Genomic DNA, 21,554 nt, shown 5'->3' on the forward strand with positions numbered 1-21,554 from the left:
CGCGCGCGCCGTGGGCCATGCCAGTGTGGCCGAGGCGGCAGCACTTGCCGCCGCCGGCCGCAACGCGCGGCTCAGGCTCGCCCGCCTGGCCGGCGCCGGCGCGACCTGCGCGCTGGCGGAGGGCGACGGCGCATGACCGTGCATTTCATCGGCGCCGGCCCCGGTGCGCCGGACCTGATCACGCTGCGCGGCCGCGACCTGATCGCCCGCGCGCCCATCTGCCTCTATGCCGGATCGCTGGTGCATCCGGGCATCCTGTCGCATTGCCCGGCCGGGGCGCGCATCGTCGATACCGCGCCGATGAGCCTGGACGAGATCGTCGCCGAGATGCAGGCGGCGCATGCGGGGGGCCTGGATGTCGCCCGGCTGCATTCCGGCGACCTTTCCATCTGGAGCGCCATGGGTGAGCAGCTGCGCCGGCTCGACGCGCTCGGGATTCCCTATACGGTGACGCCGGGCGTGCCCGCCTTTGCCGCCGCGGCGGCGGCGTTGGGCCGCGAACTCACCCTGCCCGAGCTTGCGCAGACCGTGGTTCTGACCCGCACGCCCGGCCGCGCCTCCGCCATGCCCGCAGCCGAGCGGCTGGACAGCTATGCCGCGACCGGTGCCACGCTGGCGCTGCACCTCTCGGTGCACCGGCTGGCCGAGCTGGTCGAGCGGCTGGTGCCCCATTACGGCGCTGATTGCCCGGTCGCCGTGGTGTTCCGGGTGACCTGGCCGGAGCAGCGCATCGTGCAGGGCACGCTTGCCGACATTCTCGCCAAGGTCGGGCCGACGGAGAAGGAGCGCACCGGCCTGATCCTGGTCGGCCGCGTGCTGGCGGCGGAAGGGTTCCGCGACAGTGCGCTCTACGATCCGGCCTATCGGCGCCGGTATCGCGGCGGCGAGGGCTGACGCCGTGCCCGGCCTGCCGCCCGGTCTCGTCATCGCGGCGCCGCGCTCCAGCGGCGGCAAGACGACGGTGGCACTCGGCCTGATGCGGGCGTTTCAGCGCGGCGGCGTGGCGGTGCAGCCGTTCAAGAACGGGCCCGACTACATCGACCCGGCCTTCCACGCGCGCGCCTGCGGCCGCGCGAGCTTCAACCTCGACAGCTGGGCCATGCCGGCCGGTTTGATCTCGTCCCTGCTGGCGCACGCCAGCGATGCCGATCTCGCCTTGGTCGAAGGCTCGATGGGCCTATTCGATGGCGGTGCGCGGCGCGGCGAGGCCGGCATCGGCGCGACCGCCGATATCGCGGCCCTGACCGGCTGGCCCGTCCTGCTCGTTCTCGATGTCTCGGGCCAGGCGCAGTCCGCCGCGGCGATCGCGCTCGGCTGCACAACCCTGCGGGCGGATGTGGTCGTCGCCGGCGTCGTGCTCAACCGCGTGGCCAGTGACCGGCACCAGCAGCTCGCCGTCAGCGCCATCGAGGGTGCCGGCATTCCGGTCGTCGGCTGCATTCGCCGCAACGACGACCTGGCCTTGGCCGAGCGTCATCTCGGCCTGGTCCCGCCGGGCGAGGTGACGCAGCTCGATACGCAGATCGACTTGCTGGCCGATGTCGTAGCTTCGCAATGCGATTTGCCAAAAATTCGCGCGCTGGCGCAGGCCGGCCGGGCATCTGCGACGAACGAGCCCGCCATGCCGCCGCCGGCCCAGCGCATCGCGATTGCCCAGGACGCCGCCTTCGTCTTCACCTATCCGCACCTGATGTCGGCGTGGCGGGCGGCAGGCGCGGAGCTGACGATCTTCTCGCCGCTTGCCGACCAAGGCCCCGACCCGTCGACGGAGCTCGCCTGGCTGCCGGGTGGGTATCCCGAGCTGCATGGCGGCCGGCTCGCCGGCAATGCCGTCTTCCAGGAAGGATTGCGCCGCTTTGCCAGCACACGCCCGGTGCATGGCGAATGCGGCGGCTACATGGTGCTGGGCCAGGGCCTGGTTGATGCCGCCGGCATACGCCACGCGATGGTCGGCCTGCTCGGCCTGGAGACCGATTTTTCCAAGCGCAAGCTGCATCTCGGCTACCGTGCCGCGCGGCTGCTCGGGCCCTCCCCTTTGGGAAGCCCCGGCGCGCGCGTCACCGGCCACGAATTCCACTATGCGCGGGTGACGGCGATGGGCAACGACGAACCGCTGCTCGAAGCCGTGGATGCCTCCAGCCAGCCGGTCTCCGACCTGGCCAGCCGCCGCGGCCTGGTCAGCGGCACCTTCTTCCATCTGATCGCACGCACGGAGTAACGCCTTCGAACGGGACCGACTGTCATTAATTCGTCCCCATGATGCCGCATATCGGCATTCATGCTGCGGGAAGCTTGGCGCCGCCATGGTGTGACTGCGATCGGCGACCGCAAAGCGGGCGTCGAGCCATCGGCATCGACCATCGCCAGCGCCGTCTTCGTCCTCGCGATCGGCGGCCTGGCCTTCGCCGCCGATGAGCTGGCGCTTGCGGTCTATGCCCTGAGCTGGTGGCACTACCTGCTCTACTTCCTGGCCTATTGGTTCGGTGCGATCCGGCTTGCCGTGTTCCGGCGCGACGCCGTGCTGATGAAGGCCGCGGCGCTGGCGGTGCTGGCGGCGGCCTATCTCAGAGCGCCGGCGGAACCGGTCTCGCTTGCCGTCGTGCTGGCGGGCTTCGGGCTGAACATCGCCGCGGCGGCGGCCCTCGGCGTGGACCGCACGTATTACGGCCGTGAGCTGGATGGCCTGCCGGAGCGACGTGTCGCAGCCTTCCCCTACTCCGTCACCGCGCATCCGATGCTGTTCGGCAATATCGCCGCCTATGCCGGCCTGCTGATCAACAGCGAGTTCCGCGCGACATGGTGGCCGCTCGCCACCATGCATGTGGTGCTCAATCTCGGCCTGCTGGCGATGGAAACGCGTCTGGCACCCGGTCGCGGCCCGGCCGATCGTCAGCGGCGGCGGCGCGGCGCGGCTCTCGCCACTGCCGCCGCCGCCGGCTCGGCCATCGGAACGCTCGCGGCCGCCGGGGCCGCGCTCCCTATCGCGGCTGCGGCCGGTACCGCGATTTCGCTTTACGCATGGCTGTTGTTCGGATGCTACGCACCGCCGGCAGCGCCCACCCCAACCCGCAGGGCAGGAGAGGCCACACCCGATGAGCGAGGCACTGCGTCTCAGCGTTGAGGACCAGCATCCGGCGCGCGCCAGGTCCGTCCGTCGCTTTCCGGCCACCATCGGCCGCTTCGACGAACCGGAATCCCGCCGCATCATCGACGACCTGGTCAGGTGGATCGAGGATCGCTATCGCGCGGATCTCGCGCAGCGGCCGTCCAAACACGTCTACATTCGCGCGCTGCCGCCGGATGTGATTGCGGCGATCGACCGGCTGCGCGACAGCCCGGCGATCACCGGGGCGATCCTGCGCCGTTTCGCCGCCGGCCACGCGCTTACACCGATGAAGCGGACCGACGAGGTCTACATCTCGCACTACAACAAGGACAAGGGCGGCGACCAGGGCCTGTTCAGCAGGCATTACGACGGCAATCTGCGTTTCCTGCCCTATGGCGCTGTGGTGCGGGCCCTGATCTACCTGCAATCCGATGCCACCTATCGCGTCGTGTTCCATGACAGCGGCGTGACGCAGGCGTTTGCGTCCTACGAATTCGGCCTGCTCGACTTTCACCGCGAGCTGCACTGGGTCGAGGGCACGTACAATCCCGGCGACCGGCAGCGCATCCTGCTCAAATGCAACTACCTCGTGGCCCCGCGCTCTGGCGGGTGGCTGACGCGCGCCGTGCTGGCGGCAAATGGCGGCGTCTTCGCCGTCGTCAAGGCGGCGATGGAATATTCCAAGAGCCCGAAGACGTTGCCGCAGCATGCCGTGGGGCTGTTGTGCAATCTGTTCCGGCTGCTCAACAACCTGCACCCGCTGGTGCCGCTTGCCTTCGTCGCGGCCCTTGCCGTTTCGGTCGGCCGGGGCCTCTACCGATTGCTGAGCTGAATGATTGGATGCGCTTCGGCACCTGCGCGGACGACTGAGGCGGCAGAGGGCCGGAGTTTTGCTCCGGCTCCGGCCTCGTCGAATTCAACAATGCCTTCTACGTCAATAAGTTAGTTTGGCGGAGAGGGTGGGATTCGAACCCACGGTACCCGTGAGGGTACAACGGTTTTCGAGACCGCCCCGATCGACCACTCTGGCACCTCTCCGCAGGGGCTTGCGCCCGTGTTCCGGCCGGTCGGAAGGGCCGGATGACTAACCCAGGACGCTCGCCAGGGCAACTACAGAAGCGTCGGGCCCGGCGCCGACACCGCGCCGCTTGCCGGGCGCCGCGGCAACAGGCACCATGACCGCATGCCGTTCGACGAAAGCCGGCGCGGCCGGCGCAACAAATTCCTCGTTGTCGTCGATTCAACCCCCGAATGCCGGGTTGCGCTGCGCTTCGCCTCGCACCGCGCCAAGAAGATCGGCGGCGGCGTGATCATGCTGCACGTGATCCAGGAGCCCGAGGGCGCGACCGAGGCGGCGCACTGGATTTCCGTGGCCGAGCAGCTGAAGGCGGAGCAGCGCGAGGCCGCCGAGCAGCTGATGCAGGATCTCGCCGCCGAGGTGATGCAGGACAGCGGCACCATGCCGGAATTCGTCATCCGCGAAGGCCGCACCCAGGACGAGGTGCTGTCGCTGATCGGCGACGAGCCGCATATCCTGGCGCTGGTGCTGGGCGCCTCGCCCGGCAAGGAAGGCCCGGGCCCGCTGGTCAGCCAGCTTGCCGGCAAGCTTTCGGGCAGCTTCCGCACGCCGATCCTGCTGATCCCCGGCACGCTCTCCGACGAGATGATCGCCGAGCTCACCTGAACGCGAAGACGCCCCGGCATCGCTGCCGGGGCGCCTGTAATGGGCGGTGGCCGATCGGTCAGGCCGCGGCGAGCGGCTTCTGCCCGATCACCTTGCGATTGCGGTTGACGCCGCGCAGGAACTCGATGCCTTCAGCGGCGATGGCGTCACCCACCATCTCGTCGCTCTCGGCCGCCAGCCCTTTCATGTCGATCCAGACGCCGTAAACGTGGCTGGTGCGGTCGGTGATGATGCCGCATTTCAGCAGCGTCTTCACCAGCACGCGGAACACGCTGTTGTTCTCCTTCAGGTCCTTGCGGCGCTGCTCGTCGCTATAGACCTCGCGGATCGCATCGCGCACCCACTCCCAGTCGAGCCCGAACTGGGCGTAGATGTGCCGGCGCTGGCGAACGTTGGAAAGATTGAACAGCAACGTCTCGAAGGAATAGGCAGCCCAGTCCTCGACCCGGATGTGCTCTTCCGCGGTCAGCTTGGGCATGGTCCGGTCGGCCCAGATCTTGCCGAACTTGTGGTGGAAGGCCTCGTCGGTCATGACGAGCTGTACCAGCCGCTTCAGCAGCGGGTCGCGAGTATGCGCATGCAGGTTGGCGAAGGCGCCCATGGCGAGGCCTTCGAGTAGCATCTGCATGCCGACCAGCTTCTTGTAGACCACCGGCGACAGCACGATCTCGTTCAGGAACCGGCCCAGCTCCTCGCCGACCGGGAGAGGCTTGCCCCAGCGCACGGCGACGTACTTGCCGAAGCCGGCGACATGGCGCGCCTCTTCGCGCGCCTGGTTCGAGGCGTATTCCTGCGCGCCCGGATCATGCAGGATGTCGCAGAGCGAGGCGGAAAGCGATAAGGCCCCCTGCTCGCCATGCAGGATGTTGGAGAGGTTCCAGCGCATCAGCTCGTTAGCCAGGCGCGGATGGTGCCGCTTGTCGAGCTTGTCGGCCACGGCCGAGCGGAACTCGGCGAAGCGCTCCGGCGGCATCAGGAATTCGTTGTCGAGATCCCAGGGCTGGCCGTAATCGAGATAGGCGGGGTTGTTCGGGTCCCAGAAATGATCGTGGGTCTGGGAAATGATCTCGTCGAAGGCGTCGGAGCGCTGGGCATAGCGATCCACCTCGATCATCGCCGGGAAATCGTCCGGCTGGACCACCCGATAGGCGGGGTCATAGGTGATGTGGTCGTCGCGCCCGGAATTGTGGCTCGGCACGTCGTTCATAAGCTCCCTCCGCGTTGGCCCGCGCCCTGCTTTACGTTTACGTAAAGGTAAGCCTGTCGCCGCCCGCCTGTCAACCGCCGATACCGCCTGCCCTCAGGTCCGGCCGCGGGCGGCGCCACGCCGGTCGATCCTATCGCCCTACGACGACCATGGCATGCAGCGCGACGCCAAATCCGCCGCGCCTCGCCGCGGAAGCTTCCGCGGTTCCAGCGACGACGCAGTGTCGCGCGACAGCGGCGGCGCGGCCGGCGTGTGGCGACGCCGCAGGCCCATTGCTATGGTGCCGAGAGGCTCGGAAGCGAGGCACGATGTCGGTCGACGATACGGTTCACGGCTTGCTGGAACGCGGCGCAGCGGATGCCCCTGCCATCGGCGCACCGGAGCGCGCGCCGCTGACTTTCGCAGCCCTGCGCAAACAGGTGCGCGCGACGGTCGAGGCGATGAACGGCTTCGGCTTCGGCCGCGAGGATGCGATCGCCATCGTGCTGCCGAACGGCCCGGAAATGGCGTCGAGCTTCCTGTGCCTCGCCGCCGGCTTCACCACGGCGCCGCTCAACCCGGCCTATCGCGCCGAAGAATTCGACTTCTACCTCGGCGATCTCGAGGCCAAGGCGCTGGTGGTGGAAGCCGGCTCGACCTCGACGGCGATCGCCGTTGCCAGGGACCGCGGCATTCCGATCATCGAGCTGGCGATCGACCCGAAGGCGCCGGCCGGAGCCTTCACGCTGAACAGCGACCTTAAGGGGGAACCGGCACGGCCGGGACTGGCGGAGGCGGACGACGTCGCCCTGGTCCTGCACACGTCGGGCACCACGTCGCGGCCGAAGATCGTTCCGCTCAGCCATCGCAACGTCACCGCCTCGGCGCGGCATATCCGCGCGACCATCGCGCTGACCGCGGCCGATCGCTGCCTCAACATCATGCCGCTGTTCCACATCCACGGCCTGATCGCGGCGACGCTGTCCTCGGTCGGCGCCGGCGGCTCGGTCTGGTGCGCGCCGGGATTCAATGCGCTGCGCTTCTTCGCGCAGGTGCAGGAGGCGAGGCCCAGCTGGTACACGGCGGTGCCGACCATGCATCAGGCGATCCTCGCCCGCGCCGAACGCAACCAGGAGATCATCAAGGCCCATCCGCTGCGGCTGATCCGCTCTTCATCCGCCTCGCTGCCGCCGCAGGTGATGGCGGAGCTGGAGAAGGTGTTCGGCTGTCCGGTGATCGAAAGCTACGGCATGACCGAGGCGGCGCATCAGATGGCCTCGAACCCGCTGCCGCCGCGCGCCCGCAAGCCGGGCTCGGTCGGCATCGCCGCCGGGCCGGATGTCGGCATCATGGATGGCGACGGCAAGATTTTGCACGCCGGCTCGATCGGCGAGGTGGTGATCCGCGGTCCCAACGTCACCCGCGGCTACCGCAACAACGACAAAGCCAATGCCGAAGCCTTCACCGCCGGCTGGTTCCGCACTGGCGACCAGGGCGTGCTGGATCCAGAAGGGTATCTCACCATCACCGGCCGCCTGAAAGAGATCATCAACCGCGGCGGCGAGAAGGTCTCGCCGAAGGAGGTAGACGAGGTGCTGATGGACCATCCGGCCGTCGCCCAGGTCGTCACCTTCGCCATCCCGCACGACAAGCTGGGCGAGGAGGTCGGCGCCGCCGTGGTGCTGCGCGAAGGCTTCAGCGCGACGGAGCGCGAGATCCGCGACTTCGCGGCGACGCATCTCGCCGATTTCAAGGTGCCGCGCAAGGTGCTGTTCCTGCCCGAGATCCCGAAAGGCGCCACCGGCAAGCTGCAGCGCATCGGCCTCGCGAAGGTGCTCGGTATCGCGCCATGAAGATCTGCATCTACGGTGCCGGCGCCATGGGGGCGCATATCGGCGCGCTGCTGCACCGGAACGGCGTCGAGGTCACCCTGGTCGCGCGCGGCCCGCATCTCGCGGCCATGCAGCAGAACGGCCTGAAGGTGATCGAGGAGGGCGGCGAGGAATTCACCGTCCGTCCGCGCGTGACTGCCGATCCGCGCGAGGCCGGGCCGCAGGACTACGTCATCATCGCGCTGAAGGCGCATTCCGTGCCGGGGATCGTTCCGCAGCTCGCGCCCCTGCTCGGTCCCGAGACTGCGGTGATGACGGCGCAGAACGGCGTGCCCTGGTGGTATTTCCACAAGCTGCAGGGCCCCTGGGAGGGCACGCGCCTCGAATCGGTCGATCCCGGCGGCGTGCAATGGAGCGGCATCGGGCCTGACCGCGCCATCGGCACCGTGCTATGGGGCGCCTGCGAGCTGGTGGCGCCGGGCGTGGTCAAGCATCAGCATGGCGACCGCATGCCGGTCGGCGAACCGGACGGCAGCCGCAGCCCACGCGTCGAGGCGCTGAGCAAGGCGCTGATCGCCGCCGGATTCAAGTCGCCGGTCCGGCCGAAGATCCGCGACGAGATCTGGATGAAGCTGTGGGGCAACCTGTCGTTCAACCCGGTCAGCGCGCTGGTGCACGGCACGCTCGCCTGGATGGCGCGCGACCGGGATTGCCACGCGGTCTTACGGCCGATGATGGAGGAGGCCAAGGCGATCGCCGAGAAACTCGGTGTGCGCTTCGCCATGACCATCGACGCGCGCATCAAGACGGCGGAAGATGTCGGCGAGCACAAGACCTCGATGCTGCAGGATCTGGAAGCGAACCGTCCGATGGAGATCGACGCGCTGGTCACCGTGGTGAGCGAGCTCGGCCGCCTGGTCGGCGTGCCGACGCCGACCATCGACGTGGTGCAGCACCTGGTGGCCGCGCGGGCGCGCGTCGCGGGAGTCTTTGCATGAGCTCCGAGATTGCGCTGAAGGTTGCGCAAGCCGTCGACGAGAACCGGCTGTGGCAGCGGCTGATGACGATGGCGCGCCACGGGGCGACGCCGAAGGGCGGCGTCAACCGCCAGGCCCTGTCGGCCGAAGATCGGGCCGCCCGAGCCGAGCTGACGGCCTGGGCGACAAAGCTCGGCTTCGCCGTGGCGCAGGACGATGCGGCCAATCTCTATGTCCGACGCGCCGGCACCGAGGCGGAGGCACCGCCCGTGGTCACCGGCAGTCATCTCGACAGCCAGCCGACCGGCGGCAAGTTCGACGGCGCCTATGGCGTGCTGGCGGGCTTCGAGGTGCTGGAGGCGCTGGAGCGCGCCGGCATCAAGACGAAGCGCCCGATCGAGGTGGTGGCCTGGACCAACGAGGAGGGCAGCCGCTTCCAGCCCGGCGCCATGGGCTCCGCCATCTATGCCGGCAAGTACCGGCTGCCCGACCATCTGAATTCCGTCGACCGCGACGGCGTAGCGCTCGGGCCCGAGCTCGCCGCAACCTTGAAGGCGCTCGACGTGCCACGCCGGCCGATCGGCGGTGCGGTCACCGCCTATGTGGAGGCGCATATCGAGCAGGGCCCGATCCTGGAGAGCCAGCAGCTGCAGATCGGCGCCGTCACCCTGGTGCAGGGCTCGCGCCGCTACACAATCGAGGTGACCGGCGAGGAGGCGCATGCCGGCACCACGCCACTGAAGCTGCGCAAGGATGCCATGAAGGCCGCCGCCGCCATCGTGCTGGCTCTGGAGCAGGCCTTTGACGACCCGACCGACACCGTGCGCTACACGGTCGGCCGGTTCGACGTCTTCCCCGGCTCGGCCAACACCGTGCCCGGCCGTGTCTTCTTCACCATCGACTTCCGCCATCCCGACCGCGCGACGCTGACGACCTTGACCGACAAGATCGAAGGCATCGCCAAGGCCAACGCGCGCGGCTGCGAGGTGAAGGTTACGCGGATCAGCGACGTCTCGCCGACACCCTTCGATCCCGCCGTGATCGGCCTGGTGCGCGCCAGCGCCGCGGCGCTGAACATGCCGAGCATGGAGATGATCTCCGGCGCCGGTCACGACGCCATGCACATCGCCCATCTCTGTCCGACCGGCATGGTCTTCGTGCCCTGCGCCCGCGGCATCAGCCATAATGAGGTCGAGAGCGCGACGCCCGCCGATCTCGCCGCCGGCGCGCGCGTGCTCGCCGCAACCCTGGTCGAGCTCGCCAACCGATGACATCCCAAAAAGCCTCTACGACCACCGCCGACGGTCTGGTCGCGATCCTGTCCGAGCTGATCGCCCGGCCCTCGCACTATCCGCCCGGCGACACCCGCGAGATCTGCGCCTACGCGGCAGAGCGCTTGAACAAGGCCGGCTATGCCGTCGAAACCCTGAGCCGCACCGACACCTGGGACAATGTCGTCGCCAGGCTCGGCAAGGGCCAGCCCTCGCTCGTCTTCAACGCCCATGCCGACACGGTCGGGGTCGGCGAGCGCGAGAAGTGGAAGACGGATCCGTTCAAGGCACATGTCGAGGACGGCAAGGTGTTCGGCCTCGGCGCCGGCAATTGCAAGGGCTCGATGGCGGTGCAGATCTGGCTCGCCGAGGAGGTCGCCCGCCGCGGCGGCCCGGCCAAGGGCGAGGTGGTCTTCACCTTCGTCGCCGACGAGGAGCATCTCGGCCCGGACGGCATGTTCTATCTGCGCGAGACCGGGAAGGTGAAGCCGACCTGGCTGGTGCTGGGCGCGCAGACCGAGAACCAGATGATCACCGAGGAGCGTGGCATCCTGTGGGCCCGAATCACCACGCATGGCCGCGCCGCCCATGCCGGCAAGCCGGATGCAGGCGACAACGCCATCCTGCGCATGATGCGCGTGCTGGACGCGCTGCACCGCGACCTCTCCCCCAAGCTCGCAGGCCGCGTCGCCGGCGACAAGAAATCGACCATCAATCTCGGCCGCATCCAGGGCGGGCACAACACCAACGTGGTGCCGAGCCATTGCTTCGCCGAGATCGACCGGCGGCTGCTGCCGGAAGAGAAGGTCGGCGAGGCCTTCGCCGAGATGAAGGAAATCCTGCTCGCTCTGGACGAGCCGACCGGCACGGTCGAGATCGAATTCCTGACTGGCACCAACGGCTTCACCGCGCCGAAGGATGGCGAGGGCGTGAAGGCCTTCGCCGCCGCCATCGAATCCGTGACCGGGAAGCCGGCGCGATTTCTGAATGCAACCGGCGTGTCGGACGGACGCTATTTCGCCGATGACGGGATCGAGATTCTCAATCTCGGCCCCGGCTCCGGCGCCGAAGGCCATGCCGCCAACGAGAGCGTGCCGATCGCCGAGATGGTGGAATCGGCGCGCATCCAGCTGATGGCGGTGGAAAAGCTGCTGGGGCTCAAGCGCAGCTGAAAGGCAGAGCTGATGTTCGTCATCGCCCAGATCTCGGACACGCATATCAAGCCGGAAGGCAGGCTCGCTTACGACCGCGTGGATACCGCGGCGGCACTCGCGACCTGCGTCGCCGCCATCAACAGGCTCGACCCGAAGCCGGACCTGGTCCTCGCGACCGGCGACCTGGTCGATGCCGGCCGGCGCGACGAATACGATCGGCTGCGCAGCCTGCTCGCGCCGCTCGACATGCCGGTCTACCTGATCCCCGGCAACCACGACGACCGCGACGCCATGCGTGCCGTCTTCCCCGACCACCGCTATCTCGGCAGCGAGGGCTTCATCCAGTACGCGGTGGAGAACCTGCCGATCCGCCTCCTCGCCCTCGACACGCTGATCCCGGGCAAAGGCGGCGGCGAGCTGTGCGACGAGCGCCTCGCCTGGCTCGACCGCACGCTCTCGGCGGCACCGGAGCGCCCCACCATCGTGTTCCTGCACCATCCCCCGTTCCGCAGCCACATCCCCGGCATGGACCAGTTCGGCCTCGCCGGCACCGTAGGGCTCAACGCCGTGATCCGCCGGCATGCCCAGGTGGAGCGTCTGCTCTGCGGCCATCTGCACCGGCCGATCGAGGTGCGCTTCGCCGGCACCATCGCCTCGACCTGCCCGAGCCCGGCGCACCAGATCAACCTGGACCTGCGGCCCGAAGGCCTGTTCGGCTACATCCTGGAGCCGCCGGGCTTCCAGCTGCATGTCCATGTGGAGGGCCACCCGCTGGTGACCCACACCGTGCCGATCGGCGACTGGCCCGGCCCCTACCCCTTCAGCTTCAAGCGCCCGCAGGCGAGCTGATTAAGCGTCTTCGTCGTGGCCGGGACAAGCCCGGGCACGACGAGACAGATCTGGCAGAGTTGAGCAATATGGCCAGAACCGCTATGCGGTTCGCGGGGGCCTGTAGTTCAGCGGTTAGAACTCGCCGCTCATAACGGCGTTGTCGCAGGTTCGAATCCTGCCGGGCCCACCATCGCCCCCCGCTCAGCTCGCGAGCTTCACCGGTGGCTCGGTTTGGCTGCGCCGGGCAAGAATATCGGCATCGCTCGCCTGCATCATCGCCTTGTAGACGTGCGGCGGATAGACCATGTGCGGCTTGGTCGGATCATGGGCCGGCTGTGGTATCGGACGCGCCGGGCGGGCGAACTTCGCCGGCGACTTGAATCGCTTGAGCTCTTCCGCCGAGATGCCGGCAAGCGCCACGACTTCAGGATCGATCCACGCCTCCGCGTCGATGGCTTTGCCTTCCGAGGTCGACACTTCGAGGGTCAGGTTTTCCGGCCCGGCAAAGTAGATCGACTTGCAGAAGCCGTGGTCGATATGGCCCGCCACCTCCACGCCGCGCGAGCGGATGCGGTCGCGCATGGTGAGCAGCGCCGCTTCCGTGTCGACGTTGAAGGCGATGTGCTGCAGCGTCCCCGGTGCGCAGGGCGCGCCGGGATTGCCGGAATGCGTCTTGCCGATCTCGACAGGGATCTTGGCGATATCGGGCGTCTGCACGAAGGCGATCGAGCATTGGCCGTTCAGCTTGACGAAGCCGTGCCAGGCGCCCTGGACGCCGTGCATCCAGTAGAGCGCGACCAGCTCCATGCCCAGCACATCGGTGAAGAAGGCGATCTGCGCCTTGATGTCGGCGGTGCAGATGGCGAAGTGGTGAATGCCGTTCGGCTTCGTCATGACGACCCTCCCGTCTGGTCCCGTGCCGGGCCGGTTGTTCACGCCGGGTTTCGGCCTGCCAGTCTAGCCCGCCCCGCGCGCCGTACGCACGATCAGAACGTCGGTGGCAAGCGGTTCGCCCATCACCTTCTCGGTCATCTGCAGTATGCGCGTCTTGAGCAGGTCGAGGTCGAGCTCGCCCGACCCGTCGTTGCGGCCGACCGGATTGGCGTTGAGGTCGCGCAGCCAGGCATCGCGCAGGCGTGGCATCATCTCGACCAGCTTCGGCTTGTTCGCCTCGGTCGTCTGCAGGGTCAGCGTGACGAAGTGGTAGAGCGGCGGCTTGTCCGGGCGCGGCAGCGGCACGGAAAGCGGGTCCAGCGGAATGAAGACCGGTGGCGCCGGTACCTTCGCCACCTCCGCTTCGGGCTCATGCTTGCCGGCGAACAGGAAGAAATAGGCGGCACCACCGCCGCCGCCCAGCAACAGCACCACTGCCACGATGATGATCAGAAGCTTCTTCGACAAGGCGAGCCGCCCGGCCTTATGCCACGGTCAAGGCGCGTAGCCGATCACGTCGAAGCTCAAGGTGCAATCGGCATTGCTTTCGATCTCGCCCCGGCGGGACCAGAAGCTGAAATGGGTGATCTCCCATCGATCGGGATCCAGGCCGACCAGCCGGGCGAACAGCCCTGGCTTCTTTGCCATCTCCAGGTTCTCGGCCTCTTCCTTCTTGGCAAGGGCTCTGAGATCGTCCTTCGGCCCGACCTTGTCGATCTCGACACAGGCCCAGACCGGGTCCGCCTCCGCGGCGCCACGGACAAAGGACAGCACCATCCAGGAGCGCACCCGCGGCCGGCCAAGCGTGCCGATGACCTCGGCGAAAAGCGGGTCGAGCAGGAATTTCTGCGCCGCCTCGTGGTCCTGCCAGAGATAGATCGGCGCGTAGATGTTCTCGGCCGAGTCGTAGAGATAGAACTTGTGGTCGAGGCCGGGACGGCCGGTGAATTTCGGATTTCGCGCCTGTACCCGGGCCTTGGCGGCCTCAAGCCCGGCAGGAAAGCGCATTGCGTATTGCATCGCGATCATGGATGGACCGGCCGCTTCCTCGCCATTACATGGCCCCTTGTCTCGAAGAAGGCTGCAATAAAGGGGGCCGACCTGCCAGTGTCAACGCTGCATGCGTGCCATGCGCCCGCCGTCAGAAGTGACGGAACCCGGTGCGGGGGAGCGGTAGCGCATGGCCGTCGGCCGCGAGAACGCGCACGCCGCCGCCGGCGACGATGCGGCCGATGCGCGTGCAGGCGATCTCCGTGCTGGCGGTATCCGGCGCAGGGGCTCCGGCCGGCAAGGTGAAACAGAGCTCGTAGTCGTCGCCGCCGGTCAACAGATCGGCAAGCCCGGCCTTGCCCGAAGCGAGGGCCGCGCGAGCGGCGGCGGAGATCGGCACGAGCTCCCCCTCGACCTCGGCACCCGCGCCGGAGGCGTCGCAGATATGACCGAGATCCGCGATCAACCCGTCGGAGACGTCGATCGCCGCGCAGGCCGGCCCGCCCCAGCCCCGAGCTGCCAAGATCCGACCCAGCGCTAGGCGCGGCGTCGGCAATTGGTGCCGTGCCAGCAGGCCGGCCGAAGCGGCGGCATCGAGCTCCAGGGTCTCGCCGCGCCGCAACCGCAGGCCCAGGGCCGCGTCGCCGATGGTGCCGGAGACCCAGATCTCGTCGCCCGGGCGGGCGGCGTTGCGCCGCAGCGCCCGCCCCGCCTCGACCTCGCCGACGGCGGTCAGGGTGAGAGCGACCGGCCCGTCCGTCGCAGTGGTATCGCCGCCGAGCAGAAGCGCGCCGAACAGCTTCTGGTCCTCGGCCAGGCCCGATGCAAAACGGGCGATCCAGGCATCCTCCGTATCGCGTCGCCAGGCGCTGGCCAGCAGATAGCCGCGCGGGCGGGCGCCCATGGCCGCAAGGTCGGAAAGGTTCACGCGGAGCAGCTTGCGCGCGATCAGGTCGGGCGGATCATCGGGGAAAAAATGCACGCCGCCGATCATGGTGTCGGTGGTCAGCACGATCTCGCAGCCGGGCGTGGGCGCAAGAACCGCGGCGTCGTCGGTGAGGCCGAGCGCCTCCGGTGCGGCGAGCGGGGCGAAGAAGGTCGCGATCCGCTCGAATTCGCCGAGCGATCTGGCGCCGCTCACGTGTCCTTGCCGATATCGGCGCCGCGCACCTTGTGGGCTACGCGGTCGAGTACCGCGTTCACCAGATTCGGTTCGCCGCCGAAGAAGAAGGCGTGCGCCACGTCGATATATTCGCTGATCACCACGCGCGCCGGCACGTCGCGCCGCTCCGCCAGCTCGAAGACGCCGGCGCGCAGCACGGCACGTAGAACGGCTTCGAGCTTGTCGACCTCGCGCTCCTTTTGCAGTGCGTCCTGGATCAGCAGGTCGAGCTGCGCGCGGCACTTCTCCACGCCGCTCACCACGTCGCCGAACCACGACTTGTCGCTCGCCGGATCCTTCGGCGCGTCGGTATCGCGCGGAAAGCCGTCGCGCTCGTAGTCTTCGATCACCCGGCTGGCGCGCCGGCCGCCGACCTCCATCTCGTAGATCGCCTGCACGGCGGCGAGCCGCGCGGCCGAACGGCGCGCGCTGGAGAAGGGGCGTGGCCTAGCGGGAAGCGGCGTCACGATCGCGCGGTCTCCATGCTCCGCTTGATTTCCAGCATGCGCAGCGCGGCCTTGGCCGCGCCACCGCCCTTGTCGAGATCGTCGGGCTTGGCCCGCGCCCAGGCCTGGTCCTCGTCCTCGACGGTGATGATGCCGTTGCCGATCGGCACGGCGTGGTCGAGGGTCAGCTGCATCAGGCCGCGGGCGCTCTCGTTGGAAACGATGTCGTAATGCGTGGTCTCGCCGCGGATGACGCAGCCGAGCGCAACGAATGCATCGAAACGGCCGAGCGCCATGCGGATGGCGCCCGGGATCTCCAGTGCACCTGGCACCGTGAGCCGTTCGAACTGCGCGCCTGCCTGTTCCAGCGCCGCCATGGCACCGGTCGCCAACGCATCCGAGATATCCTCGTAGTAGCGCGCTTCGACGAGGAGGACTTTCGGCCCCGAGAGATTCTGGGCCATCGTTCAGCAATCCTCGGGCAGCGGGATTGCTCGTTGCTCGACGATATTGAGGCCGTAACCCTCGATGCCGACGACGGTGCGCTGATGGTTGGACAGCAGCACCATGTTCTGCACGCCGAGATCGAGCAGGATCTGCGCGCCGATGCCGTAATCGCGCAGCTCGCCGGACTGGTCCACCGGCTCGCCGAGGCGGCGGCGGACGCGGTTCGACAGCGCCTGCGGCCTGGGCTCGCGGATCAGCACGACGACACCCCGGCCCTGTTCCGCGATGAGCCGCATGGATGACTCGAGCGTGCCGCCGCGGCCATGCCGGTCGCCCAGCACGTCCTCCAGCACGTTCAGCGCGTGCACGCGCACCATGACCGGATCGGTACCGGCGACGTCGCCCTTCACCAGCGCGATATGCTCCGCATATTCCACCTTGTTGCGGTACACCATCATGCGGAAGGTGCCGCCATAGCGGCTCTCCAGCTCGGTCTCGACCATGCGCTCGATCAGGCTGTCGTTGCGCCGGCGATAGGCGATCAGGTCGGCGATGGTGCCGACCTTGAGCCCGTGCAGCTGGGCGAAGCTGATCAGGTCCGGCAGACGCGCCATGCTGCCGTCGTCGTTCATGATCTCGCAGATCACGCCCGAGGGATTGAGGCCGGCGAGCCGCGCGATGTCGACCGAGGCCTCGGTATGGCCGGCGCGCACCAGAGTGCCGCCGTCGCGGGCGAGCAGCGGGAAGACGTGGCCCGGCGTCACGATGTCGCTCGCGGCCTTGGCAGGATCGATCGCCACCTTGACGGTGTGCGCGCGGTCATAGGCCGAGATGCCGGTGGTGATCCCCTCGGCCGCTTCGATCGACACGGTGAAGGCGGTCTGGTGCCGGGTCCCGTTATTGGCCGCCATCAAGCGGAGGCCGAGCTGCTTCACCCGCTCGCCGGTCATGGCGAGGCAGATCAGGCCGCGGCCGTGCTTGGCCATGAAGTTGATGACCTCCGGCGTCGCCTTCTCGGCCGGGATGACGAGGTCGCCCTCGTTCTCCCGGTCCTCGTCGTCGACCAGGATCACCATCTTGCCCTGGCGGGCATCCTCGATGATCTCCTCGATCGAGGAGAGGGCGGGGTGCTGTTGCTGCTGACGCTCTTCCATCGCACGGCGCACTTCGGACAAGCTGACGGTCTTGCTCATCGGGCGTTCCTCGCATCGGTAAGCCGGGCGACATAGCGCGCGATCAGGTCGACCTCGATATTGACCGGATCGCCGGCGGACAGCCCACCGAGCGTCGTCACCTTCTGGGTATGGGGAATGATATTGACGCCGAAGCGATCGCCTGTGACCTCGTTCACGGTCAGCGAGACGCCGTCGACGGCAACCGAGCCCTTTTCGGCAATGTAGCCGGCGAGCGCGGCTGGTACCTTGAAGTCGATCCGCACGGACAGGCCGTCGGGCCTCGACCCGACGCATTCGCCGACGCCGTCGACATGGCCGGTGACGATGTGGCCGCCGAGCTCGTCGCCGACCTTAAGCGAGCGCTCCAGGTTCACCGGGCTGTCCATGCGCCAGCGGCCGAGCGTGGTGCGGGAGAAGGTCTCGGCCGAGGCTTGCACGGCGAACCAGTCGGCCTGCTTGTCGACCACGGTCAGGCAGCAGCCGGAACAGGCGATGGAGGCGCCGATCTCGATCCCGCCCACGTCATAGCGGGTGCGGATGCGGATCCGGGGGTCGGGCCCCTGGCCGATCGACAGGACGCGGCCGAGATCGGTGACGATGCCGGTGAACATGGCAGCAGATTTAGCGTTTGGCGGCCCGCCTGACCAGCGCAGAGCCGGCGGACCAGCCCGGCGCGGCGTGGTTACTCCGGCACGCGGCTGTACATCTCCAGGCTGTCGGCGCCGCAGGTCTCCGCCGAAACCCGCTGGAATCGATGCGCAGCCGCAAGATCGGCGAGGCCGAGGGCCGCAATACCGGCCGTGCCGTCGCCGCCGATCACCTGGGGCGCGCGGAACCAGGCCAGGCGGTCGACCAGATCGGCCTTGAGCAGGCTGGCCGCCACCTCGCCCCCACCCTCGACCAGCAGCCGGGTAATGCCCTGGGCGCCGAGCACGGTCAGCGCCGATTTCAGATCCGGCCGGCCGCGCGCATCGGCGGCGCAGGGCAGGATCTTGGCGCCGGCCTTTTCCGCCCATTCCCGCACATGCGCGAGCGGCTGTTCGGCGGTCATGATCCAGAGCGGCACCTGACGCGCGGAAGCGAGCATCCGGAGCTTGAGCAGCGGCTCGATCCGGCTGGCCAGCACCGCGCGGACCGGCGAGCGGCCTTCCAGCCCGGGCAGTCGGCAGGTCAGCTCCGGATCGTCGCGCCGGGCGGTCGCGGCGCCGACCGCGATGGCATCGTTTTGGCTCCGTAACAGATGGCCGCGCGACCGCGCCGCCGGGCCGGTTATCCACTTGCTCTCGCCGTTCGCGAGCGCGATGCGGCCGTCCAGGCTGGTGGCGAGCTTGAGCGTGACCAGCGGCCGGCCGGTGGCGAGCCGGTGCAGGAATCCGGCATTGACCTCGCGCGCCTCCGCCTCGCGGCAACCGACGCTGACCTGCACCCGCGCCGTTTCCAAGCGGCTGATGCCGCCGCCGGCGGTGCGCGGATCGGGGTCCACCATGGCGACGACCACGCGGTGGATCCGCGCCTCGATCAACCGGTCGACACAGCGCGGCCCGCGTTCGCTTAGATGCGCGCAGGGCTCGAGCGTGACATAGGCGGTGGCGCCGCGCGCGGCCGCACCGGCCTGGTCCAGGGCAACTGCCTCGGCATGCGGCCGGCCGCCCTTCCGGGTGACGCCGCGGCCGATCACGGCGCCGTTCTTCACCAGGACGCAACCGACGGCAGGATTGGGCCAGACATTGCCGAGCCCGCGGCGGGCCAGCGCGAGCGCGCCGCCCATCAGGGCATGATCGACCTCAGTCGTCGGCACCGGCCGCGCCGAGCCGCCCGACGAAATCCTCGAAATCCTTCGCCTCGCGGAAATTGCGGTAGACCGAGGCGAAGCGGACATAGGCGACCGGGTCGAGCGTCGCCAGCGCCTCCATTACCATCTCGCCGATCTGGTCGGACTTGATCTCAGGCTCGCCCATGCTTTCCAGGCGGCGGACGATGCCGTTGATCATGCGCTCGATCCGGTCTGCCTCGACCGGCCGCTTGCGGGTCGCGATCATGATCGAGCGGGCGAGCTTGTCGCGGTCGAACGGCGCGCGCTGGCCGTTCTTCTTGATCACCGTCAGCTCGCGCAGCTGCACCCGCTCGAAGGTGGTGAAGCGGGCGCCGCAACCGGGGCAGAAGCGCCGCCGGCGGATCGCGGTATTGTCTTCCGTCGGCCGCGAATCCTTGACCTGCGTCTCCTCGTGACCACAGAACGGACACCGCATCTAGATCCCCCTGCCCCTGTTGTCGCGGCGCCTATCAGCGCCCCCCCTGATAGATCGGAAACCGCCGGCACAGCGCGATCGCCTTCTCCCGCGCCGCCGCCTCGGCCTTGGCCGGATCGCCGTTCGAGCCCGCCGCATGCGCATCCAGCACGTCGGCGATCAGGTCGCCGACCTGGCGGAACTCGGCCGGGCCGAAGCCCCGCGTGGTGCCGGCCGGCGAGCCGAGCCGCACGCCCGAGGTCACCATCGGCTTCTCCGGATCGAACGGAATGCCGTTCTTGTTGGCCGTCATGTGGGCGCGCTCGAGCGCGTGCTCGGCGAGGTTGCCCTTCAGGCCCTTGGTCCGAAGATCCAGCAGCATGAGGTGCGTGTCGGTGCCGCCGGTGGTGATGGCGTAGCCGCGCTCGACCAGCGTCGCCGCCAGCACCTTGGCATTTTCCACCACCGCGCGGGCATAGTCGCGGAACGAGGGCTGCAACGCCTCCTTGAACGACACCGCCTTGGCGGCGATCACATGCATCAGCGGGCCGCCCTGCAGGCCGGGGAACACCGCCGAGTTGATCTTCTTGCCGAGCTCGGCATCGGCCGAGAGGATCATGCCGCCGCGGGGCCCGCGCAGGGTCTTGTGCGTCGTCGTGGTGACGACATGGGCGTGCGGGATCGGCGAGGGATGTGCGCCGCCGGCCACAAGGCCGGCGAAATGCGCCATGTCGACCATCAGGTAGGCCCCGACCTTGTCGGCGATGGCGCGGAAACGGGCGAAGTCGATGACACGGGGATAAGCCGAGCCGCCGGCCAGGATCAGCTTCGGCTTGTGCCCTTTCGCCAGCGCCTCGACCTCGTCCATGTCGATGCGCTGGTCGTCGCGGCGCACATTGTAGGCGACCGGCTTGAACCACTTGCCCGACATGTTGACCGGCGAGCCGTGGGTCAGATGCCCGCCGGCGGCGAGGTTGAGGCCGAGGAACGTGTCGCCCGGCTGCAGCAGGGCGAAGAACACGGCCTGGTTCGCCTGGGCGCCGGAATGCGGCTGCACATTGGCGAAGGCGCAGCCGAACAGCTGCTTGGCCCGCTCGATGGCGAGCGTCTCCGCCTCGTCCACCACCTCGCAGCCGCCGTAATAGCGTTTGCCCGGCAGGCCCTCGGCATACTTGTTGGTCAGCACCGAGCCCTGCGCCGCCAGCACGGCCGGGCTGACGATGTTCTCGGAGGCGATCAGCTCGATCTGGTCCTGCTGGCGCGCCAGTTCGCGGCGGATGGTGGAGAAGATCTCGGGGTCGTCGCGCTCCAGTTCGGCGGCGAAAAAGGAAGCCTGGTTCGCGTTGGCGGCAGCTTGGCTCATGGACAGGTCTTTCAGGCGATGGCTTTCAAATTGGGCTTGGTCTCGGACGGCGTGAGCTTGCCGACGCGCCCCGCATGGCGGCCGCCGGCGAAAGCCGTGGTCAGGAACGATCTCAGCGCATCGCGGGCCACTTCGGCGCCGATGACGCGGGCGCCGAAGGCGATCACGTTGGCGTCGTTGTGCTCGCGCGCGAGCTTCGCGGTGGTGACGTCATGGCAGAGCGCGCAGCGCACCTTCGGCTCGCGGTTGGCGGCGATGGAGATGCCGATGCCGGTGCCGCACACGACGACGCCGCGCGTCGCCTGTCCGCCGGCGATCGCCCGCGCCAGCGCGGCGCCGAAATCGGGATAATCGACCGAGGTGGTGCCGTCGGCGGTGCCGAGATCCATCACCTGATGGCCGGCGGCGAGCAGGTCTTCCTTCAGCACCTCTTTCAAGGCGAAGCCGGCATGATCCGCCGCAATGGCGATGATGTCCGCAGCCGGAGGCATGGCGCACGATCTGTTGGGAATCCGGAGGCAGCTTGATACCAGATGTGGCCGGGCTAGGCGAGTCTTGTGGCATCGCGCGACAGCAACACAAGTGAGCGGCGTGGGCCCAGGAGCGGTGGCCAATGGCTGCCTATGGACGCCTATGGCGGCCTATGGGAGCCAATGGAGGCCTATGATTGCCTATGGCGTCCTATGATCGCCAATGATTGCCAATGGCAGCCAAGTCGTTTCATGCAGTCTCGCGTCGCAACATATTGAGATAGTTGGTCTATTTTGAA

General features: G+C 68.3%; 23 protein-coding genes, 2 tRNA genes and 1 pseudogene. 12 read left to right on the forward strand and 14 right to left on the reverse strand.

Annotated features, from left to right (window positions below):
* From DT074_RS28715 to DT074_RS19650, 5 genes and pseudogenes are all read left to right on the forward strand, one after another.
* Positions 1 to 136: pseudogene (locus DT074_RS28715) on the forward strand (cobalamin biosynthesis protein); the annotation flags it as partial.
* Positions 133 to 894 (forward strand): precorrin-4 C(11)-methyltransferase, encoded by a 762-nt coding sequence (cobM, locus tag DT074_RS19635; protein ID WP_119421566.1) that lies wholly within the window; start codon positions 133 to 135, stop codon positions 892 to 894. The pseudogene DT074_RS28715 and the gene cobM, both read left to right, overlap by 4 nt.
* 13 nt (positions 895 to 907) lie before the next feature.
* Positions 908 to 2,218, forward strand: coding sequence for a cobyrinic acid a,c-diamide synthase CobB (locus DT074_RS19640; protein ID WP_119421614.1), 1,311 nt, complete (start codon positions 908 to 910; stop codon positions 2,216 to 2,218).
* 60 nt (positions 2,219 to 2,278) lie between these two features.
* A complete protein-coding gene (locus DT074_RS19645) occupies positions 2,279 to 3,121 on the forward strand; it encodes a methyltransferase (RefSeq protein ID WP_119421567.1) in 843 nt (280 codons plus the stop codon).
* The gene (locus DT074_RS19650; RefSeq protein ID WP_119421568.1) at positions 3,093 to 3,938 is read left to right on the forward strand and encodes a hypothetical protein; all 846 of its coding nucleotides are present in this window, start codon (positions 3,093 to 3,095) and stop codon (positions 3,936 to 3,938) included. The genes DT074_RS19645 and DT074_RS19650 overlap by 29 nt, the downstream gene beginning before the upstream one ends.
* A 116-nt stretch (positions 3,939 to 4,054) precedes the next feature.
* Here DT074_RS19650 and DT074_RS19655 read toward each other — a convergent pair.
* Positions 4,055 to 4,144, reverse strand: a tRNA-Ser gene (locus tag DT074_RS19655).
* 145 nt (positions 4,145 to 4,289) lie between these two features.
* Between DT074_RS19655 and DT074_RS19660 the strand changes: the two genes are divergently transcribed.
* Complete coding sequence (locus DT074_RS19660) at positions 4,290 to 4,790, forward strand: universal stress protein (RefSeq protein ID WP_119421569.1); 501 nt, start codon at positions 4,290 to 4,292, stop codon at positions 4,788 to 4,790.
* 58 nt (positions 4,791 to 4,848) lie between these two features.
* Here DT074_RS19660 and DT074_RS19665 read toward each other — a convergent pair whose 3' ends face one another.
* Positions 4,849 to 5,997, reverse strand: a complete 1,149-nt coding sequence (locus DT074_RS19665; RefSeq protein ID WP_119421570.1) for a ferritin-like domain-containing protein — start codon at positions 5,995 to 5,997, stop codon at positions 4,849 to 4,851.
* Between the two features lie 308 nt (positions 5,998 to 6,305).
* Between DT074_RS19665 and DT074_RS19670 the strand changes: the two genes are divergently transcribed.
* The 6 genes from DT074_RS19670 to DT074_RS19695 all read left to right on the forward strand — a co-directional run bounded on the left by DT074_RS19670 (position 6,306) and on the right by DT074_RS19695 (position 12,231).
* On the forward strand, positions 6,306 to 7,829 hold the full coding sequence (locus tag DT074_RS19670; RefSeq protein ID WP_119421571.1) for an acyl--CoA ligase: 1,524 nt from the start codon (positions 6,306 to 6,308) through the stop codon (positions 7,827 to 7,829).
* Complete coding sequence (locus DT074_RS19675) at positions 7,826 to 8,806, forward strand: 2-dehydropantoate 2-reductase (protein ID WP_119421572.1); 981 nt, start codon at positions 7,826 to 7,828, stop codon at positions 8,804 to 8,806. Before DT074_RS19670 ends, DT074_RS19675 begins: the two co-directional genes overlap by 4 nt.
* Positions 8,803 to 10,056, forward strand: a complete 1,254-nt coding sequence (locus DT074_RS19680; RefSeq protein ID WP_119421573.1) for a Zn-dependent hydrolase — start codon at positions 8,803 to 8,805, stop codon at positions 10,054 to 10,056. The genes DT074_RS19675 and DT074_RS19680 overlap by 4 nt, the downstream gene beginning before the upstream one ends.
* Positions 10,053 to 11,228 (forward strand): M20 family metallopeptidase, encoded by a 1,176-nt coding sequence (locus DT074_RS19685; RefSeq protein WP_119421574.1) that lies wholly within the window; start codon positions 10,053 to 10,055, stop codon positions 11,226 to 11,228. The genes DT074_RS19680 and DT074_RS19685 overlap by 4 nt, the downstream gene beginning before the upstream one ends.
* Positions 11,229 to 11,240: 12 nt before the next feature.
* Positions 11,241 to 12,059: a phosphodiesterase gene (locus tag DT074_RS19690; protein WP_119421575.1), complete on the forward strand. Its 819-nt coding sequence runs from the start codon at positions 11,241 to 11,243 to the stop codon at positions 12,057 to 12,059.
* Positions 12,060 to 12,155: 96 nt separating this feature from the next.
* Positions 12,156 to 12,231: transfer RNA gene (locus DT074_RS19695), tRNA-Ile, on the forward strand.
* An 11-nt stretch (positions 12,232 to 12,242) separates the two neighbouring features.
* On the opposite strand, the gene DT074_RS19700 is transcribed toward DT074_RS19695, so the two are convergent.
* The 12 genes from DT074_RS19700 to rpiB form a co-directional block, all read right to left on the reverse strand.
* On the reverse strand, positions 12,243 to 12,935 hold the full coding sequence (locus tag DT074_RS19700; RefSeq protein ID WP_119421576.1) for a VOC family protein: 693 nt from the start codon (positions 12,933 to 12,935) through the stop codon (positions 12,243 to 12,245).
* 63 nt (positions 12,936 to 12,998) lie between these two features.
* Positions 12,999 to 13,442, reverse strand: coding sequence for a flagellar basal body-associated FliL family protein (locus DT074_RS19705; protein WP_119421577.1), 444 nt, complete (start codon positions 13,440 to 13,442; stop codon positions 12,999 to 13,001).
* 27 nt (positions 13,443 to 13,469) lie between these two features.
* Positions 13,470 to 14,003 (reverse strand): DUF4865 family protein, encoded by a 534-nt coding sequence (locus tag DT074_RS19710; RefSeq protein WP_119421578.1) that lies wholly within the window; start codon positions 14,001 to 14,003, stop codon positions 13,470 to 13,472.
* A gap of 112 nt (positions 14,004 to 14,115) precedes the next feature.
* Positions 14,116 to 15,105: a thiamine-phosphate kinase gene (gene thiL, locus DT074_RS19715; RefSeq protein ID WP_119421579.1), complete on the reverse strand. Its 990-nt coding sequence runs from the start codon at positions 15,103 to 15,105 to the stop codon at positions 14,116 to 14,118.
* Positions 15,102 to 15,593: a transcription antitermination factor NusB gene (gene nusB / locus DT074_RS19720; protein WP_162915028.1), complete on the reverse strand. Its 492-nt coding sequence runs from the start codon at positions 15,591 to 15,593 to the stop codon at positions 15,102 to 15,104. Before nusB ends, thiL begins: the two co-directional genes overlap by 4 nt.
* The gene (ribH, locus tag DT074_RS19725) at positions 15,590 to 16,036 is read right to left on the reverse strand and encodes a 6,7-dimethyl-8-ribityllumazine synthase (RefSeq protein ID WP_119421580.1); all 447 of its coding nucleotides are present in this window, start codon (positions 16,034 to 16,036) and stop codon (positions 15,590 to 15,592) included. Before ribH ends, nusB begins: the two co-directional genes overlap by 4 nt.
* 3 nt (positions 16,037 to 16,039) lie before the next feature.
* Positions 16,040 to 17,173: a 3,4-dihydroxy-2-butanone-4-phosphate synthase gene (gene ribB / locus DT074_RS19730; protein WP_368744789.1), complete on the reverse strand. Its 1,134-nt coding sequence runs from the start codon at positions 17,171 to 17,173 to the stop codon at positions 16,040 to 16,042.
* 35 nt (positions 17,174 to 17,208) lie between these two features.
* Positions 17,209 to 17,805, reverse strand: a complete 597-nt coding sequence (locus DT074_RS19735) for a riboflavin synthase (protein WP_119421582.1) — start codon at positions 17,803 to 17,805, stop codon at positions 17,209 to 17,211.
* A 71-nt stretch (positions 17,806 to 17,876) separates the two neighbouring features.
* Positions 17,877 to 18,992, reverse strand: a complete 1,116-nt coding sequence (gene ribD / locus DT074_RS19740) for a bifunctional diaminohydroxyphosphoribosylaminopyrimidine deaminase/5-amino-6-(5-phosphoribosylamino)uracil reductase RibD (protein ID WP_368744786.1) — start codon at positions 18,990 to 18,992, stop codon at positions 17,877 to 17,879.
* The gene (nrdR, locus tag DT074_RS19745) at positions 18,979 to 19,443 is read right to left on the reverse strand and encodes a transcriptional regulator NrdR (RefSeq protein WP_119421583.1); all 465 of its coding nucleotides are present in this window, start codon (positions 19,441 to 19,443) and stop codon (positions 18,979 to 18,981) included. The genes ribD and nrdR overlap by 14 nt, the downstream gene beginning before the upstream one ends.
* Positions 19,444 to 19,477: 34 nt before the next feature.
* Positions 19,478 to 20,785 carry a serine hydroxymethyltransferase gene (gene glyA, locus DT074_RS19750; RefSeq protein ID WP_119421584.1) on the reverse strand — a complete coding sequence of 436 codons (1,308 nt, stop codon included), beginning with the start codon at positions 20,783 to 20,785 and terminating at the stop codon, positions 19,478 to 19,480.
* 11 nt (positions 20,786 to 20,796) lie between these two features.
* Positions 20,797 to 21,276: a ribose 5-phosphate isomerase B gene (gene rpiB / locus DT074_RS19755; protein ID WP_119421585.1), complete on the reverse strand. Its 480-nt coding sequence runs from the start codon at positions 21,274 to 21,276 to the stop codon at positions 20,797 to 20,799.
* Positions 21,277 to 21,554 lie beyond the last annotated feature (278 nt).

It is taken from the genome of Desertibaculum subflavum (assembly GCA_003576705.1).
Classification (GTDB): domain Bacteria; phylum Pseudomonadota; class Alphaproteobacteria; order Ferrovibrionales; family Ferrovibrionaceae; genus Desertibaculum; species Desertibaculum subflavum.